Origin of the sequence: Rathayibacter sp. VKM Ac-2805, from assembly GCF_009834265.1 — a bacterium.
Lineage (GTDB): Bacteria > Actinomycetota > Actinomycetes > Actinomycetales > Microbacteriaceae > Rathayibacter.
In genome coordinates this window covers 899,882-916,620 of record NZ_CP047185.1, presented here as the reverse complement: position 1 = coordinate 916,620, position 16,739 = coordinate 899,882, and the positions used below count along the sequence as shown (strand labels likewise).

Here is a 16,739-nt window from a genome sequence, read left to right as displayed (position 1 = left end):
CCGCCACTCGGGAGCGGCGGCTCTGCTCCGCTGCTAGGAGGTGTAGCCGGCCTGGATCTCCTCGAGCGCCTGGTCGGTGCTCGTGCCGTCGATCCAGTCGACCATGCCCTTGAAGAAGCTGTCCGAGCCCACTGCCTTCGGCATGAGGTCGGACGCGTCGAAGCGGAACGTGGTGTCCGGGTTCTGGAGGATCGCGATGGAGTCCTTCAGGACGTCGCTGCCCGCGTTGGCCGGGTCGAGACCGGTGTTCGCGGAGATGACGCCGCCGAGGGAGACGCGGCTGTTGGCCCAGTCGGCGCTGGCCAGGTACTCCTGGACCTTCGCGGTGTCCTCGTCGTTCGAGAACGCGGCGACCATCTCGCCACCACCGGTGACGGCCTGGGCGTCGTCGGCCTTGACCGGCGGGGTGAGGAAGGCCCACACGTCGCCGTCCTCGGCCACGTTGGCGCCGGCCGAGGTCAGGAAGCCCTCGAAGAACGAGGCCTGGTGGGTCAGCGCGCAGGTGCCGTTCGCCATGTTCTGGGCGACGTCGCCGAAGGCGGTGGAGTTGATCGACTTCACGTCGCCGTAGCCGGCGTTGACGAGGGTCGGGTCGAGGAGGATCGATCCGACGGAGTCGAACGCGGACTTGATGGCCGGGTCGGTGAAGGGGGTGTCGCCCGCGACCCAGGAGTCGTAGACGTCGGGGCCGGCCTCGCGGAGGACGGCGTCCTCGATCCAGTCGGTTCCGGGCCAGCCGGAGGCCTCACCGGAGTTGAAGCCCGCGCACCAGGACGGTCCGCCGGTCTTCTCGGCGATCGTCTTGCCGAGCGCCTCCATCTCGTCCCACGTCGTGGGAACGGAGACGCCCCACTCCTTGAACTTGGCCGGGGAGTACCAGATGTAGCCCTTGACGGACGCCATCAGCGGCGCGCCGTACTGGGTGCCGTCGACCTGGCCGTACTTCTGCCAGTCCTCGGACCAGTTCTGCTTGACGTTGGCGAGGGCGCCCTCGGGGAGCTCCTGCACCTTGCCGGAGGCGACGGTGTCGGCGAGCAGACCCGGCTGCGGGAAGATCGCGAGGTCGGGGGTGTCGCCACCCTGGACCTTGATGCCGATCTGCTTCTCGAACTCCTTGTCGCCCGTGTACTTGATCTCGATGCCGCTCTCCTTCTCCCAGTCCGCCCAGGACTGCTCGAGAAGGGTGGCCTCGTCGCCGTTGATGGTGCCGTAGACGTTGACGACGCCGTCGGCGGTGCCGACCGTGCCGGCCGAGCTGCCGCCGCCGGCGTTCGGGTCGTTGGGGTCACTGCTGCTGGAGCAGCCCGCGAGTGCGATGCCGGCCGCTGCCAGAACGGCGACCGGGACGGTGATACGGCGGTGCAGGGATGACCGCATTCTTCCTCCTCATTGAGTGGTGGAACCAGCCGAGCAGGCCGCTCCTCGCCGATCGGGATCGGGAGGCTGTGGCGGCTCGAAGCGTGTGCCGCGACGACTCGGATGCTGGTGATGGCGATGCCAGGAGGAACTCCGAGCGGATCACCGGATTCGTGTGGGTGGGCTCCCACGGAGGGAAACCTTTCCACAAGAACGATGAAAGCACAACGCCGGTGATAGAGCGCTCTCTGAGATAACGATTCGGCGTCAGAACAGCGATCGCGGCGGCCGGGCCGGGCGGAGATCGATCTCGGCGCGACGCCCGGCCGCCGGGCGGGGTATAACTTCCTGGAACCGTTTCCAGCATCGAGGCCGGACGGTCGGGAGGAACGCCGTGCCAGGCATCGAAGAGGTGGCCGAGCTCGCAGGAGTGTCGAAGGCGACGGTCTCGCGCGCGCTCAGCGGCCGGGGCTACGTCTCCGCGGGGACGAAGCAGCGCGTCGAGCGCGCCGCGACGAGCCTGGGCTACGTCGTCTCCGCCAACGCCTCCAGCCTCGTCACCGGCCGCAGCAACAACATCGCCGTGATCATCCCGATCATCAACCAGTGGTTCTTCGCCGGGATCATCGAGGGCATCGAGCGCGCCCTGCTCGCCGCCGGCTACGACCTGCTCCTCTACAACATCGACAAGCACCTCGACGCCCGCCGGAGCGTGTTCGAGTACTACCTCGTCCGCAAGCGCGTCGACGCGATCGTCGCCGTCACGCTCGAGATCTCGCCGCACGAGACGGAGGCGCTCCTCGCCCTGGGCAAGCCCATCGTCGGCATCGGCGGCGAGCTCCCCGGCATCCCCACCTTCAGCATCGACGACGTCGCCGCCTCCCGCCTCGCCACGGAGCACCTGCTCTCCCTCGGCCACGAGCGGGTCGTCCACATCGGCGGGCTCGCGGAGGAGGAGATGGACTTCCACGTCCACACGCAGCGCCGCGACGGCTTCCGCCAGGCGCTCGCGGCCGCCGGCCTCGAGCCAGACGCGCAGGACATCGTGCCCACCACCTTCGACATCCCCGGCGGGCACAGCGCCGGACGGCAGGTCCTCGGCGACCCGCGGACCCGGCCGACGGCGATCTTCGCCGCCTCCGACGAGATCGCGATCGGGATCATCCTCGCGGCGCGCGAGCTCGGCCTCTCGGTGCCCGAGGACGTCTCCGTCATCGGGATCGACGACCACCCCCTCGCCGAGCTCTTCGGTCTCAGCTCGATCCGCCAGGACCCGCGCCAGCAGGGCGAGCTCGCGGTCGCGCTGGTGCTGGACGCGCTGGCCGCCCTCGGTCGCGGCGAGCCCCCTCCCCCGGCCCGCCACACGCTGATCCCCGCCTCGCTGGTGATCCGCACCAGCACCTCGGCGCCGCGGGGGGCGAGAATCGGAGCATGAGCGACTCCGACACCCCCACTGTCCGCGACGTCCCCGAGCGGTCCCGCTTCGTGATCGAGGTCGGCGGCACTCCGGCCGGCTTCGCCGAGTACACCCGCCAGGGCGACGAGGTGACGCTCACCCACACCGTCGTCGACGACGCGTGGGAGGGCCACGGCCTCGGGAGCATCCTCGCGCGGGCCGCGGTCACCGCGATCACGGAGGCGGGCGGCACGGTCGTCCCGCGCTGCCCCTTCGTCGCGGCCTGGCTGCGCAAGCACCCGGACGTCGACGCTCGGGTCCGCTGGCCCGAGGACTGACTCACTCCGGGGGCGTCCTGCTCCCGATCTCCTGGAGCGCCCAGGTGTTGCCGTCCGGATCGGCGAAGTACGCGTACTGCACGCCGCCCAAGTCCTGGACTTCGCTGATCTCGAGCGAGCGGCCGACGAGCTCCGCGCGAGCGGCGGCGATGTCGTCGACGACGAGGTGGAGGGAGCGGACGACGCCCTCCTCCGGACCGGGGCCCATCCCGCTGCCGACCACGATCGAGCAGGCCGAGCCGGGCGGCGTGAGCTGGACCACGCGCATCGCGGCGGAGGGCCGCACGTCGTGGTCGAGGTGGAAGCCCATCACCTCCGTGTAGAAGGCGACCGCGCGGTCGACGTCGCTGACGGGGAGGGGGACGAGCTCGAGTCGCATCTGCACGCGACCAGTGTGCCGCGCGGCGGAACCGCGCGGGAGGGGTCAGTCGCGCGGACCGACGACGAGGCGCTCGTGCATGATCTCGACGGCGCGCTCGAGGACGCGGCGGTCCTCCGGGGTGAGATCGGCGAAGATCGGCGTCAGCGCGTCGCCGAGGTCGGTCCGCCAGGCGTTCAGCGCGTCTGCGCCGGCGGGAGCCAGGCGGATCTGCCAGGCGCGCGCGTCGAGGGGATCGGCGATGCGGTCGAGCCAGCCGGTCTCGACGAGGTTCTTCACGATCTTGGTCATCGTGGGCTGCGAGACGCGGCTCTGGGAGGCGAGCTCCCCCAGGCGCATCGGGCCCATCGAGAGGAGCACCGAGAGCGTGCGCCAGACGGCCTGCGACTCCTGGTTGCCGGTCGCCTGGGCGGCGAGGCGGGTGATCCGGTGCGTCACCGAGACGAAGTCGCTCAGGAGCTCGCTGAGCGAGACCTCGCTGGGCGGGACGTCGCGGGCGGGGAGCCCGGCGAGCAGATCGTGAGCAGTCACGCTCCGATCCTAGGGGCGCGCGCCTCGAACGGCCGGGAACGACGAAGGGCGCCGCCTCCGAGGAGACGACGCCCTGCGTCTGCAGGCGTGCCTGCGTCACCCTGACGAGCGACCGGCCGGAGCCGGCACCCGCGACGGGTGAAGGGGATTACTTGACGGTGACGGTCGCGCCGGCGCCCTCGAGCTGAGCCTTGGCCTTCTCGGCGGTCTCCTTGTTGACGGCCTCGAGGACCGCCTTGGGGGCACCGTCGACGAGCGCCTTCGCCTCACCGAGGCCGAGGCTGGTGAGGGCGCGCACCTCCTTGATGACCTGGATCTTCTTCTCGCCGGCGGCCTCGAGCACGACGTCGAACTCGGTCTGCTCCTCGACCTCTTCGGCGGGGGCGGCCGGGCCGGCCACACCGGCGGCGGCGACGGGCGCCGCAGCGGTGACCTCGAAGACCTCTTCGAACTTCTTGACGAACTCCGAGAGCTCGATGAGCGTGAGCTCCTTGAAGGCCTCGATGAGCTCGTCCTGCGTGAGCTTTGCCATGATTTTTCTCCTTGTTTTTCTTTGTCTACGAACCGCGCGCGCACTGCTTCCCGGAAGGGGAAGACGTCAGCTCGCGGACTCCTGCTTCTCGCGCAGCGCCTCGACCGTGCGAACGGCCTTCGAGAGCGGAGCGTTGAACAGATATGCGGCACCGAACAGCGAGGCCTTGAAGGCGCCGGCAAGCTTGCCGAGCAGAACTTCGCGGGACTCGAGGTCGGCGAGCTTGCCCACCTCTTCTGCGGTCAGCGGGTTACCGTCGAAGTAACCGCCCTTGACCACGAGGAGAGGGTTTGCCTTGGCGAAGGCACGCAGCGACTTCGCGACGGCGACAGGGTCGCCGTGCACGAACGCGATGGCCGAGGGGCCAGCGAGCTCGTCGTCGAAGGACGAGATACCGGCGTTGTTCGCCGCGATCTTGGTCAGCGTGTTCTTCACCACGGCGTAGGTTGCGTGCTCACTGATGTCCTTGCGCAGCGTCTTGAGCTGAGCAACAGTGAGACCGCGGTACTCGGTCAGCAGAACGGCCGTCGAGCTCTGGAACTTCTCCGTGAGTTCGGCAACCGAGGCTTCCTTGTTCGCCATGGCTACTCCTGTGAATTCTCGTGCCGGTAGCCCGAAGGCAGGCAAAGAAAAAAGCTCCGGCACAGGGGCGCGGAGCTTCGGGATCGCGGTGAGGCGGAACTGAACTCGTGCACCTGCGCGGGCAATTCGCTTCGCGAATCCTTCGTCCGGTGGCGATCCGCGGGGCCGGGGCCCTGCTCGTGCGCACACCGGAAACCGGCGGTCTTTGGCTTCGGGAAGCGTACGTCATCGCGGCGCGCGGGCGCAAGTCGAGGAGGAGGGCCCGCGCGCGGGATGCTGGAGGCATGACCGGCCCGACCCCCGACTCCGCCCGCGACGTCGACTCCGCGATCGCCTCGGTGGAGGGCGAGCTCAGCACCCTCTTCAACCGCGTGCGGGCGGCGATGCGCTCCTACGCCGAGCGGCTCCACCCGGAGCTGACGCCGCTGGGCTACAAGACGATCTCGGCGCTCGAGCGCCGCGGACCCGTGCACTCGGGCGTGCTGGCCGAGCTCCTCGAGATGGACAAGTCGGCGCTCAGCCGCCAGATCACGGCGCTCGACCGCCTCGGCTTCCTCGAGCGCACCCCCGACCCGCAGGACGGCCGCGCCACGATCCTCTCGGTGACTCCGGCGACCGCCGCGCGGCTGCGCGAGATCCGCAGCTCGAACCAGGCGCTGATGCACGAGGAGCTGCGCAGCTGGGCGCTCGCCGACGTCGAGCTCTTCGCCTCTCTCCTGCACAGGATCAACGACCTTGACATCTGACGCTTAGCACCCCGTCCGTTCGGGGACAATCGCCGGACGCCGCCCGCTCGACTGCGTAGTTTCGGAGGCGATGGACCAGCACTCCTCCTCTCTCCTCCCCCACGACGTCGACGGCGCGCTCGGCTTCGCGCGCGGTCTGAGCGCCGACGCGCCCCGGCCCGGCACCGGTCGCACCGCCGAGCTGCACGGTCTCCTCGAGCGCCTGGCTCGGCACGACCTCGGCGTCGCGCGCGCGGTGGAGCCGCACCTCGACGCTCTCGCGATCCTCGGCGAGGCGGAGCTCGACCCGTCCGGACTCGGAGTCGCCGCCGACGCCGCCTGGGGGGTCTTCGCGGCCGAGGGCGGCGGGGATCCTCTGGTCGCCCGCGAGAGCGACGGCGATTGGCTGCTCGACGGAGTGAAGCCCTGGTGCTCGCTGGCCGACCGCCTCGACGCCGCCCTCGTCACCGCCCACGTCGGCGACGCCTCCGGCGAGCGCCGCCTCTTCGCCGTGGCGCTGCGGGACGGGACGGCGACGCCGGAGCAGGACGCCTGGCACGCGCGCGGCCTGACGGAGGTGCCCAGCGGACCGGTCCGCTTCTCCGGCACCCGCGCCGTTCCCGTGGGGGACGCCGGCTGGTACCTCTCGCGGCCCGGCTTCGCCTGGGGCGGCATCGGCGTCGCCGCCTGCTGGCACGGCGGAGCCCTCGGAGTCGCGGCTGCCGTCGCGGCAGCGGCAGACCGACGCGAGGACCCGCACCTCCTGGCCCACCTCGGAGCGATCGACACGGCGCTCTCCGCGTCGCGCCGGGCGCTGGACGAGGCCGCCGCGGCTGTCGACGCGGGCGAGGCCGACGGCCCCCGCGGCTCACTGCTCGCCAAGCGCGTGCGGGCGAGCGTCGCCGGAGCGGTCGAGGAGATCCTGCTCCGCGCCGGCCGCGCGCTCGGCCCGGCTCCGCTCGCCCTCGACGCCGAGCACGCCAAGCGCGTCGCCGACCTCGCGCTCTACGTCCGCCAGCACCACGCCGAGCGCGACGACGCCGCTCTCGGCCGCGCCGTGCTCGCCTCGGGCGAGGCGGCCTCCTGGTGAGCCGGCCCTTCGACGGGCGCCTCGAGGGCACTCCTCTCGAGCGCTGGACCGCGGACGGCCGCCGCGACCGCCTCCCGGAGCTGACCCTGCCCGACGGGATCCGGCGCGTCCTGGTGGTCGTGGCGCACGCCGACGACGAGACCCTCGGCTGCGGCGGCACCATCGCGCTCGCGCGTCGGCGCGGGATCGCGGTCGACGTCGTCGTCGTGACCGACGGAGCCGCGGCCCACGGGGAGCGGGACGCGGACCTCGCTGCCGAGCGCCGGCGGGAGGCCTCGGACGCCCTGGCGGAGCTCGGCCCCGGCATCGGGCTCGCCTTCCTCGACGTGCCGGACTCGGCGACCCCGGAGCACCACGAGCGCATCGCACGCGAGGTGCGCGAGCGGGCGGCCGGCGCCCCCGGGACCGTCCTGCTCCTCTCCACCTGGACCGGGGACGGGCACCGGGACCACCGCGTGGTCGGCGAGATCTGCGCGGAGGTCGCGCGCGAGCGCGGGCAGCCGCTGCTCGCCGCGCCGATCTGGCTGTGGCACTGGGCGGACCCGGAGGACCCCGAGGTGCCGTGGGGCGATCTCGTGCGCCTGCCGCTCGACGACGAGCTGCTCGAGCGGACCCGCCGCGCCCGCTCCCGCTACCCCAGCCAGACCCGCCCCGCGCCCGACGGGACCGGTCCGGTGCTCCATCCGCTCTTCCTGCGCACCTTCACCGGGGACGACCGGCTGGTGAGGATCGCATGAGCTACTTCGACGAGCTGTACGCCCGCCACGAGGACCCGTGGGGGTACACGAGCCGCTGGTACGAGCAGCGCAAACGCGCCCTGACCCTCGCGAGCCTGCCGGAGCAGCGCTACGGCTCGGTGCTGGAGATCGGCGCCTCTATCGGCGTGCTGGCGGAGGCGCTGGCCGACCGGGCCGACAGCCTGCTGGCGATCGACGTGTCGAGCGCCGCCGTCGAGCGCGCCGCCCGCCGCCTCGCTCCGCTCGAGCACGTGCGGGTCGAGCACCACGACATCACCCGCGGCATGCCGGAGGGTCCGTTCGACCTGGTCGTGCTCTCGGAGGTCGGCTACTACCTCGGCGACGCCCTCCCCGGCGTGCTGCGCACCATCCGCGACGCCCTCGCCCCCGCCGGGGAGCTCGTCACTGTGCACTGGCGGCATCCGATCGAGGGGCTCGCTCTGGACGGCGACGCCGTGCAGTCCGCCGTGGCCGAGCTGGGCCTGCACCGCCTCGCCCGCCACGAGGAGGAGGACGTCCTGCTCGAGGTCCACGCCCGCGACTCCCGCTCGGTCGCCCGCCGGACGGGGCTGGTGTGAGCCGGCTCGCGCAGGTGCTGGTCGTCGTGCCCGCGCGCGACGAGGAGGAGCGGATCGGCGGCCTGATCGCCTCCGTCCAGGCCAGTGCGACCCACCTCGCCCACCGGGCGCCCGGCATCGGGATGCGCCTCGTGGTCGCCGCGGACGGCTGCTCCGACGCGACCGGTGAGCGGGCCCGCGCCGCCGGCGCCGAGGTGCTGGAGCTCGCCCGCTGCGGAGTCGGCGCCGCCCGCTCCGCCGGGATCGCGCACGCCCTCTCCTCCGTCACCGCTCCGCTCGAGCAGGTGTGGATCGCCAACACCGACGCCGACACCGTGGTCCCCCGCGACTGGCTGGCCGCCCACGTCGAGCACTCCCGACGGCACGACGCGCTGCTCGGCACGGTCCGGCCCGACCCGGCCGACCTCTCCCCCGGTGCCTACTCGCGCTGGCGAGACGTCCGCGCGCGGGAGGAGTCGATCGGCAGCATCCACGGCGCGAACCTCGGCGTCCGCGCGAGCGCATACCTCGCGGCGGGCGGCTTCGGCCGGGAGCCGCTGCACGAGGACGTCCTGCTCGTCGAGCGGCTGCGCGCGAGCGGCGCCCGGGTCGGAGCGACGGACCGCGGCGAGGTGGTCACCTCCGGCCGCCGCGACAACCGGGTCGAGGGCGGCTACGGCCACTACCTCCACGCTCGCTTCCCGTCCGAGACGTCTCCGGCCTGCGGCTGAATCGGGTACACGCGCACGCGGAACACGATGCGAGGGGTCCCTGTCAATGGTCGGGCCGTGGTTTGTCACGGATTGCGCAGGAGAGTCAAATGGGTGTCGAGCACGACCCGGTGCTCTCCGATGGAAGGGTCACCGCATGAATCCCCGCCTCGTCCTGCTGGCACTGGTCGCCTTCACCGCCTACGTGTTCGGCTCCCGCGCCGGCCGCGGCCGCTACGAAGAGCTGCGCCACCTCGCACTCGGCGTGTGGAACGACCCGGCCACGAAGAAGACCCGCAAGAAGCTCAAGAAGACCTCCAAGCGCGAGGCCAAGCAGCTCACCGCCATCGCGAGCAAGGCCCGCGACAAGGTGCAGCGCCGCCTCCGCTGACCCCCGCTTCCACGACTCACAGGACACCGGCCCGCCGGTGTCTCCGCTCGCATCGGAACGGCCGATCGAGCACGAACTGAAGGAGAAACATCATGGGCATCATCAGCTGGATCATCCTCGGCCTCATCGCCGGGGCGCTCGCCAAGCTCATCCTCCCGGGCAAGCAGGGCGGCGGATGGATCATCACGATCGTCCTCGGCATCGTGGGCGCGCTGCTCGGCGGCTTCCTCAGCACGCTGTTCGGCATCCAGGACGCCGTCAACGGCATCAACATCGTGAGCATCATCGTCTCCGTCGTCGGTGCGATCGTCGTCCTCCTCATCTACGGCGCGATCACCGGCCGCAAGTCCCGCGCGTAAGTCGCGCTCCCCGAAGGCCCCCGGCATCCGTGCCGGGGGCCTTCGGCGTTCCCGGGAGGGCACACCTGTGGTCGGGGGATCCGACTCCTCCTCCGCGGAGAAGCTGGATGTCCGCCGAGCGCGCAAGGGGTTGATGCTGGGAGCCGCAGGCGATGGACTGGAGGCACGACGGCGCGGCTCCACTGCGCCTTCGCCCCGACGAAAGGACGTACTCGCTCATGAGCGACGACACCGCAACGGTCCCCACGATCACCCTGAACAACGGCGTGGAGATCCCGCAGCTGGGCTTCGGCGTGTTCCAGATCGACCCGGCCGAGACCAAGGACGCGACCCTGGCGGCCCTCGAGGTCGGCTACCGCCACATCGACACCGCCGAGATGTACGGCAACGAGGCGGGCGTCGGCGAGGCCGTCCGCGCCTCCGGCCTCGACCGCTCCGAGGTCTTCGTGACCAGCAAGCTCAACAACGGCTTCCACGCCCGCGAGGACGCTCTCGCCGCGATCGACGTCACCCTCGGCGAGCTGAAGTTCGACTACGTCGACCTCTTCCTCATCCACTGGCCGCTCCCGAACGTGGGCGACTACCTGGAGACCTGGAAGGCGATGGAGGAGATCTACCGCAGCGGCAAGGCGAAGGCGATCGGCGTCTCCAACTTCCAGACCAACCACCTCAACCGGCTCCGCGCCGAGGCGACCATCGTCCCGGCCGTGAACCAGATCGAGGTGCACCCCTACCTCGTGCAGCAGGAGCTCCGCGCCTACGGCACCGAGCACGGCATCGCGACCGAGGCCTGGTCGCCGATCGCGCAGGGCCTCGTCCTCGACGACGACACCATCACCCGCATCGCGCGCAACGTCGACCGCAGCCCGGCGCAGGTCGTGCTCCGCTGGCACATCCAGCGCGGCGACATCGTCTTCCCGAAGTCGGTCACCCGCAAGCGCGTGGAGGAGAACTTCGCCCTCTTCGACTTCGAGCTCGACGACGAGGCGATGACCGACATCACGGCGCTCGACCGCGGCCACCGCACCGGCCCCGACCCCGACACCTTCAACTACATCCCGAGCTGATCCTCGGCTCCACGGAGCGCGCCCGGCCTGCAGTCGTCCTGCGGACCGGGCGCGCTCGTGCGTGGGGCGGCGAGCCGAGCCGCGCACGAACAGGGCGGGTCTCGATACGCCGCTCTGCCGCTCCTCGACCGGCACGGTCACGGGCCGACCGCACCCCTGCTGATCGAGGAGCGGGCGCAGCCCGCGCATCGAGGTCCACCACCGACGAACAGCGCGGATCCCGATGCGCCGGGCCCGCGGATCAGCCCTGCTGCGGGTCGCGCCAGGAGTGCTCGGGGGCGTAGCCGAGGACCTCGCGGGCGTGGTCGATCGAGAGCAGGGTGCCGGTTGTCCCGAGGTCGCCGCGCAGCTCGACGCCGGGAAACACCTCGGCCACCAGCTCGGCGTTGGGGCGCGTCATCACGGTGTCGGCCGCGGCGATGATGAAGCGGTCGAACCCGGTCGTCTCGGCGAGCAGCGCCTTCTCGACCGCCTGCGCTCCGTCGCGTCCGTCGATGTAGCCCCAGAGGTTCCACTTGCGCAGCAGCGCGTCGGAGTCGAACGACGGGAACTCGGCGTAGTCGGCCTCGTCCATGACGTTCGAGAAGCGCAGGCCCGTGATCTTCAGGTCCGGGTGCCAGCGGCACAGCTCGATCGCCATCTGCTCCTCGAGGTGCTTGGTGAGCGAATAGACCGACTCCGGGCGCGCCGGGTACTGCTCGTCGACCGGGATGTAGGGCGGCGGGACGTCGAAGGGCAGGCCCAGCACGGTCTCGCTGGAGGCGTAGACGACGTTGCGGATGCCGGCACGGATCGCTCCGTGGAACGCGTTGAACGTCGCGATCATGTTGTTGTGGAACGTGGCGACGTCGGGCACGAGGCCCGGCGCGGGGATCGCGGCGAGGTGCACGAGCGCGTCGATGCCCTCGTACTGGTCGTTCACCGACTGCAGCGCGTCCACGACCTGGCCGTAGTCGGCGATGTCGATGCGGACGAAGCCCGCGCCGCGGTCCCCCGCACGGTCCAGATTGAAGACCTCGTGCCCGGAAGCGCGGAGGCGGGTGACGACGTGGCGGCCGAGCTTGCCGGATCCACCGGTGACTGCGATTCTCATGCTCGAACGCTAACGGGCCTGAGCGACGAGGGACGAGGGTTGCGGATCAGCTCCGGGCATGGAGCGAGATCGCGCCGCCGACCTCGGGCGTCGTCTCGTCGGCGACGAGCTCCGTCCAGCGGCGGAGCACGGCGGCGCCGGCCGCGTCGTTCACGGCTCCGTCGACGACGAGGACCGGGTAGGGCTTCTCGGGCACGCCCTCTGCGGGCCGCACGTCGACGTGGGCGACGTCGTAGGCGTGCTCGAACAGCCAGTCGGCCATCGCGTAGTCGCTCCGGGAGTCGCCGACCGTGCGCCAGCGCTGCGGGATCGCGCCGGTCGCTCCGAGCAGCTCCACGGCGCGCTGGGCGCCGAGGTCCTTGCCGAGCCGGTTCGACTCGATGTCGGTCGAGATGACGGTCGGGTCGATGCGGAAGTCGACCGTCCCCTCCTCGTTCGGGTACCGGATGCCGCGGCGCTCGACTCCGAGGCCCGCGGCGGTCATGATCTGCAGCGCGTCGGCGTCGAAGACGAGCTGGCGCTCGAGGTAGTCCTCGCTCGGCAGGTCGACCAGCTGCTCGGCCGAGACCATGGCGCGCTTGGTCTCGTCGAAGAAGACCAGGTCGTCGTAGTCGGAGCGGATCATCCGCTCGAGGTCGCGGGCCACCGGCTCGGGGATCGCGAGCGACTCGTCGACGATCGGCTCCGAGGTGCCGCGGTAGTCGACGGTGAACCAGACGGCGCCCTTCTCGCAGACGCAGACGATGCGGGCCTCGGCCGAGACGCCGCGCTCGAGGAGCGCGGGCAGGACCCGCTCGCGCAGGAACGCGTCGGAGCGGCCCGTGTTGAACACGATCGGGATGCCGGCGTTGGCCAGGGTGACGAGGTCGTCGGCGATCTCGGGGATCGAGATCGTGCGCGTGACGGGGCTCGCGATGGGCCCGTCGACGTCGAGGAGCAGGCCGAGCGGAGGGGGTGTGGAGGTCATCGTGTCCCATTCTGCCGTGCCGGGGCCGCTCGACGCCTCCGTGACCGCCTCCACGCGGGCGGAGCGGCTCAGGAGGCGGGGACGACGAGGGTGCGCTGGGCGGTGGTGCCGTCGGGGGCGAGGACGGCGAGGGTGATCAGGGTCTCGGAGTCGCGGCAGTCGGCGGTGACGGCGGCGTAGCCGGACTCCACGAGGTCGACGGGCTCGCCCGCGCTCGCGTCGGTGGTGCCGACGGCCAGGCGGGCGGTGGCGCCTCCGCTCGTCTCCCACGACAGGGCGAGCGGGACGGAGGCGGTGCGGTCGCCCTCGCAGTCGACGGAGGCGGGGGTGGAGGCGAAGGAGACGATCACGGGAGGAGCGTCGGATGCGGTGCCCGGCTCGGTGCCGGACGGAGCGGCGGAGGCCGTCGGCGCGGGGGCGGCGGCGCCGTCGGCCGCCTCCGCGGAGCCGGGAGCGGCGGACGTCGCCGGAGCGGTCCCGGACGGCGCCGAGGACGAGCCCGCGGACGCCGTGGCTGCGCCGGGCGCTCCCCCGCCGGCGGGCCGGACGAGCAGCACGATCGCGAGGACGACGGCGACGAGTCCGAGGGCGGCGAGGACGATCCCGGTGGTGCGGGCGGAGCGGGACGGCATCGGTCCTCCTGGGTCGGGACGGGACGGGTCGGGACGGGACGGGACGGGACGGGACGGGACGGGACGGGACGGGACGGGACGGAAGAGACGGGGTGGGACAGGGGCGCGGGGCCGGACTGACGCGACCGACGGGCGGGAGGGAGCGGGCGCGACGAGGGGGACGGCGAACAGGAACGGGGAGGGACCGGGCGGCGGGCGCCCGATCCCTCCCCGAGGCGGAGGCTAGGCCTCCTGGTCCTCACGGCGACGGCTGCGGGCGATCAGGAGCGAGCCGAGGCCGAGGGCGACAGCACCTCCCGAGAGCAGCAGCCAGGAGCCGGTCTCCACTCCGGTGGAGGGGAGGCCGCCGGGGCCGGTCGGCGCGGTGATCGGCGCGGCCGTGGCGGTCGGTCCGGCCGTCGGCACGACGGTGGGCTCCGGGGTCGACGTGGGCTCGGGGCTCACGGTCGGCTCGGGCGTCACGGTCGGCTCAGGAGTCGCCGTCGGCTCGGGGGTCGCGGTCGGCTCCGGTGAGCCGGTCGGCTCAGGAGTCGCCGTGGGCTCGGGAGTCGCGGTCGGCTCCGGCGAGCCGGTCGGCTCCGGTGAGCCGGTCGGCTCCGGCGTCGGCGTGGGCTCCGAAGTCCCCGGCAGCTCGACGGCGGCGCCCTCCGGCGCCACGGCGAGCAGCGCCCGGGCGACGTCGCTGAACGCTCCGACCGGGTGGTTGCGGAACACCGGCGAGGTGCCGAAGAGGAAGCCCTCGGTGCCCGACTCCGTCGAGAACGAGACGGCCGAGGCCTGCCCGGCCGCGTCGCTCCGGGACTGCCCGTCGGAGTCGACCCAGTGCCCGGCGACGAACGTGCCGTCCTCCGAGTAGCTCTGCTCGACCGCGACCGACTCGTCGAAGCCGGCGAACCACAGTGCCGGCGAGACGAACGCGGTGTCCTGCGGGTAGTCGCCGAGGACTCCGCCGCCGGGCGTCTCGACCGAGACGATGCCGTTGGAGCCGCTCGTGCCGGTCTGCGCAGTCAGCTCGGCCAGGCCGAAGTCGGACACGAAGGCCGCTCCTGCGCCGCCGCGGCCGACGACGTCGCCGCCCGCCGCGAGGAACTCCTCGACCACGGTGCGGCCCACGGCCTGCTCCGCAGTGAAGGAGAGGGCGCGTCCCACGTAGAGCACGTCGGCGCCCTCGAGGGTCGCGGTGCCCGCGGTGAGCGCGGCCGCGTCGACGGCGACCGCGTCGGCGAAGCCGAGCTTGGCCAGCGCGTCGCGGTCCTCGTTCGTGCCGGAGTAGGCGACGCGGAGGGCGTCGAGCGCCTTCCCGTCCTCGGCGCGCACGCGGTCGGCGGTGGTCGCCGTGAAGTCGACGCCCAAGGCGGCGGCGGCTCCCTCGGCGGCCGCGAGCCCGGCGGCGTCTGCACGGAGGGCGATCGTGCCGTCCTCGAACTGCTCGAGGGCTACGCCGTCGGCCAGCAGCGCGTTGACGGCCTGGTACTCCAGGACGCCGCGCGGCTCGAAGGCGAGGTAGTCGGCGCCTGCCGGGACGGAGCCGACCGGAGCCACGGCGGTCACCGGCTCCAGGCCGACGGCCGGGAGGGCGTCGGTGGTGGAGCCGATCGCCTGCACGTCGGCGCCCCAGAGGAGCGAGAGGCTCCAGGCCGAGACGTCGTACATCTCGGGCACGCGGCTCGAGATGTCGCTGCCGTCGGCGAGGAGGACGTTGGCGAGGCCGCGGACCGACTGGTGCATGTCGACAAGGTAGGTGCCCGCGGGGTAGGAGACTCCTCCGACGCTCGTGGCGGCCGTGGTCCGCGACACCTCGACGCCGTGGGCGAGCAGCTGCGCGACGAGGGTCTCGGCGTCCGAGACGGAGCGCTGCGTGCCGTCGACGGGGATGACGTAGGCGCGCGGGTACTCGGTCGTGTAGACGTCGGTCTCGTCCCAGATCTCGGTCCACTCGGTCGGCACGCCCGCGGGCAGGTCGGCCGCGGAGACGTCGGCGGGGATCTCGACGGCGGGGGCGCCGGTGACGCCGCGCTCGAAGATGGCGACCTGGTTGCTCAGGAGCGCGTCGCGGTTGGCCTCGATGTAGTCGACGGAGGCGTCCATGACGATCCCGGCGACCTCGACGTCGATGTCCGCGTTGGCCTGGCCCTGGGCGATCTCCTCCGGAGTGCTGTTGGCCGTGCGGCCGAGCGGAAGCTCCACCGTGTTGGTGATCGCGCCCTGGAAGGCGACGTACTGCGGGGCGAAGATGGGGGGCCAGTCGTCCCAGCCCGCGCGGATGTCGCGGTAGGGGATGAGGATCTTCCCGGTGTTGTCCGTGGTGGCGCTGCCGTCCTCGGCGAGGTAGGTGTTGCCGGGCACGTCGGCCTCGACGACGCGGCGCTCGATCTCGAGCGCGGTCGCGTAGGCGTGCGGGAGGAAGAGGTCGTACTCGTAGTTCTCGCCGTGCGGCGGGCCGCAGGGCTCGACCTGGAGGATCCCGGTGTAGCCGTGGATGTCGATGAAGTACGTGGGCTGGATCACGCTCGAGAGGTCGCGGATCACGGCCGCCTCGCTGGTGGCTCCGGTGATCATGTCGCGGTTCGGGTCGTAGCCCGCGGCGACGGCGCGCTGGCCGAGGGCGCGGCCGTCGGGGTTGTTGGTGACGGTGAAGTAGAGGCGGTTGCCCTCGAGCAGCGCCTCGGTCTCCGCGTCCTCGGCGGTGGCGACGCCCTCGATGTACTCGAGGATCGCGTCGCTGCCCTCCCACTCGTTGCCGTGGATGTTGCCGTTGAACCAGACCGGCACCTTGTAGCCGTCCATCAGCTCGGCGTCGGCGGCCGCGGCGGCGGGCTCGTACTTGAGCCGGTCGCGCCACTCGGCCTGCTGCGCCGTCTCGGCCTCGGTCTCGGGGGCGGTGACGGTGACCAGGTAGATGTCGCGGCCGAGGCCGGACTTCCCGACCACCTGGGTCGAGACCCGGTCGGAGCGGGCAGCGAGCGCGTTCAGCTGCGGCGCGATGGCGTCGTAGGGGGTGACTCCGCGCAGGAGCGAGGCGTCGGTCGGGTCGACGGGCACCTCGGTCAGCGGGGTCTGCTGCGGGTAGCTGGTCGGCACCGCGATCGGAGCGGACGGCGGACGCACGATGTCCACGCGGGTGTAGTCGGCGGGTGCTGCGGTCGTGGCGGTCGCCGGCGGGGCGACCAGGAGACCGCCGGCGGCGAGCGCGAGCGCGGTGCATCCGGAGGCGAGGGCGGTACGAGATCTCAAGCGGAGTTCTTCCCTTGTCGAGGCGTGACGGAACGGATCGGGCCCCCGTCGGCGTCTGGATCT

Annotated in this window: 19 protein-coding genes; 10 read left to right on the top strand and 9 right to left on the bottom strand. The window is 72.1% G+C overall.

Annotated elements, in window-relative coordinates:
• Positions 1-33: 33 nt before the first annotated feature.
• On the bottom strand, positions 34-1,377 hold the full coding sequence (locus tag GSU40_RS04265; protein ID WP_104227181.1) for an ABC transporter substrate-binding protein: 1,344 nt from the start codon (positions 1,375-1,377) through the stop codon (positions 34-36).
• Positions 1,378-1,750: 373 nt separating this feature from the next.
• On the opposite strand from GSU40_RS04265, the gene GSU40_RS04260 reads away from it, so the two are divergent.
• Positions 1,751-2,791, top strand: a complete 1,041-nt coding sequence (locus tag GSU40_RS04260) for a LacI family DNA-binding transcriptional regulator (protein WP_160033808.1) — start codon at positions 1,751-1,753, stop codon at positions 2,789-2,791.
• On the top strand, positions 2,788-3,090 hold the full coding sequence (locus GSU40_RS04255; protein ID WP_160033806.1) for a GNAT family N-acetyltransferase: 303 nt from the start codon (positions 2,788-2,790) through the stop codon (positions 3,088-3,090). Before GSU40_RS04260 ends, GSU40_RS04255 begins: the two co-directional genes overlap by 4 nt.
• 1 nt (position 3,091) lies before the next feature.
• Here GSU40_RS04255 and GSU40_RS04250 read toward each other — a convergent pair whose 3' ends face one another.
• The 4 genes from GSU40_RS04250 to rplJ all read right to left on the bottom strand — a co-directional run bounded on the left by GSU40_RS04250 (position 3,092) and on the right by rplJ (position 5,114).
• The gene (locus GSU40_RS04250) at positions 3,092-3,475 is read right to left on the bottom strand and encodes a VOC family protein (protein WP_181074635.1); all 384 of its coding nucleotides are present in this window, start codon (positions 3,473-3,475) and stop codon (positions 3,092-3,094) included.
• Between the two features lie 39 nt (positions 3,476-3,514).
• Complete coding sequence (locus tag GSU40_RS04245) at positions 3,515-4,000, bottom strand: MarR family transcriptional regulator (RefSeq protein ID WP_244229591.1); 486 nt, start codon at positions 3,998-4,000, stop codon at positions 3,515-3,517.
• A 148-nt stretch (positions 4,001-4,148) separates the two neighbouring features.
• On the bottom strand, positions 4,149-4,532 hold the full coding sequence (rplL, locus tag GSU40_RS04240; RefSeq protein WP_104224335.1) for a 50S ribosomal protein L7/L12: 384 nt from the start codon (positions 4,530-4,532) through the stop codon (positions 4,149-4,151).
• 66 nt (positions 4,533-4,598) lie between these two features.
• The gene (gene rplJ, locus GSU40_RS04235) at positions 4,599-5,114 is read right to left on the bottom strand and encodes a 50S ribosomal protein L10 (RefSeq protein ID WP_055791018.1); all 516 of its coding nucleotides are present in this window, start codon (positions 5,112-5,114) and stop codon (positions 4,599-4,601) included.
• Between the two features lie 284 nt (positions 5,115-5,398).
• On the opposite strand from rplJ, the gene GSU40_RS04230 reads away from it, so the two are divergent.
• The 8 genes from GSU40_RS04230 to GSU40_RS04195 all read left to right on the top strand — a co-directional run bounded on the left by GSU40_RS04230 (position 5,399) and on the right by GSU40_RS04195 (position 10,750).
• The gene (locus GSU40_RS04230) at positions 5,399-5,860 is read left to right on the top strand and encodes a MarR family winged helix-turn-helix transcriptional regulator (RefSeq protein ID WP_104224334.1); all 462 of its coding nucleotides are present in this window, start codon (positions 5,399-5,401) and stop codon (positions 5,858-5,860) included.
• Between the two features lie 70 nt (positions 5,861-5,930).
• Positions 5,931-6,929: an acyl-CoA dehydrogenase gene (locus GSU40_RS04225; protein ID WP_160033804.1), complete on the top strand. Its 999-nt coding sequence runs from the start codon at positions 5,931-5,933 to the stop codon at positions 6,927-6,929.
• On the top strand, positions 6,926-7,666 hold the full coding sequence (locus GSU40_RS04220) for a PIG-L deacetylase family protein (RefSeq protein WP_160033802.1): 741 nt from the start codon (positions 6,926-6,928) through the stop codon (positions 7,664-7,666). Before GSU40_RS04225 ends, GSU40_RS04220 begins: the two co-directional genes overlap by 4 nt.
• Entirely contained in the window at positions 7,663-8,244 is a 582-nt protein-coding gene (locus tag GSU40_RS04215; protein ID WP_160033800.1) for an SAM-dependent methyltransferase, read from the top strand. The genes GSU40_RS04220 and GSU40_RS04215 overlap by 4 nt, the downstream gene beginning before the upstream one ends.
• On the top strand, positions 8,241-8,954 hold the full coding sequence (locus GSU40_RS04210) for a glycosyltransferase (protein ID WP_104310073.1): 714 nt from the start codon (positions 8,241-8,243) through the stop codon (positions 8,952-8,954). Before GSU40_RS04215 ends, GSU40_RS04210 begins: the two co-directional genes overlap by 4 nt.
• Positions 8,955-9,090: 136 nt before the next feature.
• Positions 9,091-9,324 (top strand): hypothetical protein, encoded by a 234-nt coding sequence (locus GSU40_RS04205; protein WP_104227476.1) that lies wholly within the window; start codon positions 9,091-9,093, stop codon positions 9,322-9,324.
• Between the two features lie 92 nt (positions 9,325-9,416).
• Positions 9,417-9,683 carry a GlsB/YeaQ/YmgE family stress response membrane protein gene (locus GSU40_RS04200; RefSeq protein ID WP_068255196.1) on the top strand — a complete coding sequence of 89 codons (267 nt, stop codon included), beginning with the start codon at positions 9,417-9,419 and terminating at the stop codon, positions 9,681-9,683.
• 218 nt (positions 9,684-9,901) lie between these two features.
• Positions 9,902-10,750, top strand: a complete 849-nt coding sequence (locus tag GSU40_RS04195) for an aldo/keto reductase (protein ID WP_104224329.1) — start codon at positions 9,902-9,904, stop codon at positions 10,748-10,750.
• 241 nt (positions 10,751-10,991) lie between these two features.
• On the opposite strand, the gene GSU40_RS04190 is transcribed toward GSU40_RS04195, so the two are convergent.
• From GSU40_RS04190 to GSU40_RS04175, 4 genes are all read right to left on the bottom strand, one after another.
• Positions 10,992-11,843: an NAD(P)-dependent oxidoreductase gene (locus GSU40_RS04190; RefSeq protein ID WP_160033798.1), complete on the bottom strand. Its 852-nt coding sequence runs from the start codon at positions 11,841-11,843 to the stop codon at positions 10,992-10,994.
• Positions 11,844-11,889: 46 nt separating this feature from the next.
• Positions 11,890-12,810, bottom strand: a complete 921-nt coding sequence (locus GSU40_RS04185; RefSeq protein ID WP_104234599.1) for a hypothetical protein — start codon at positions 12,808-12,810, stop codon at positions 11,890-11,892.
• A gap of 68 nt (positions 12,811-12,878) precedes the next feature.
• Positions 12,879-13,442 (bottom strand): hypothetical protein, encoded by a 564-nt coding sequence (locus tag GSU40_RS04180; protein ID WP_160033796.1) that lies wholly within the window; start codon positions 13,440-13,442, stop codon positions 12,879-12,881.
• 222 nt (positions 13,443-13,664) lie between these two features.
• The gene (locus GSU40_RS04175) at positions 13,665-16,676 is read right to left on the bottom strand and encodes a M14 family zinc carboxypeptidase (protein WP_160033794.1); all 3,012 of its coding nucleotides are present in this window, start codon (positions 16,674-16,676) and stop codon (positions 13,665-13,667) included.
• Between the last annotated feature and the right edge of the window lie 63 nt (positions 16,677-16,739).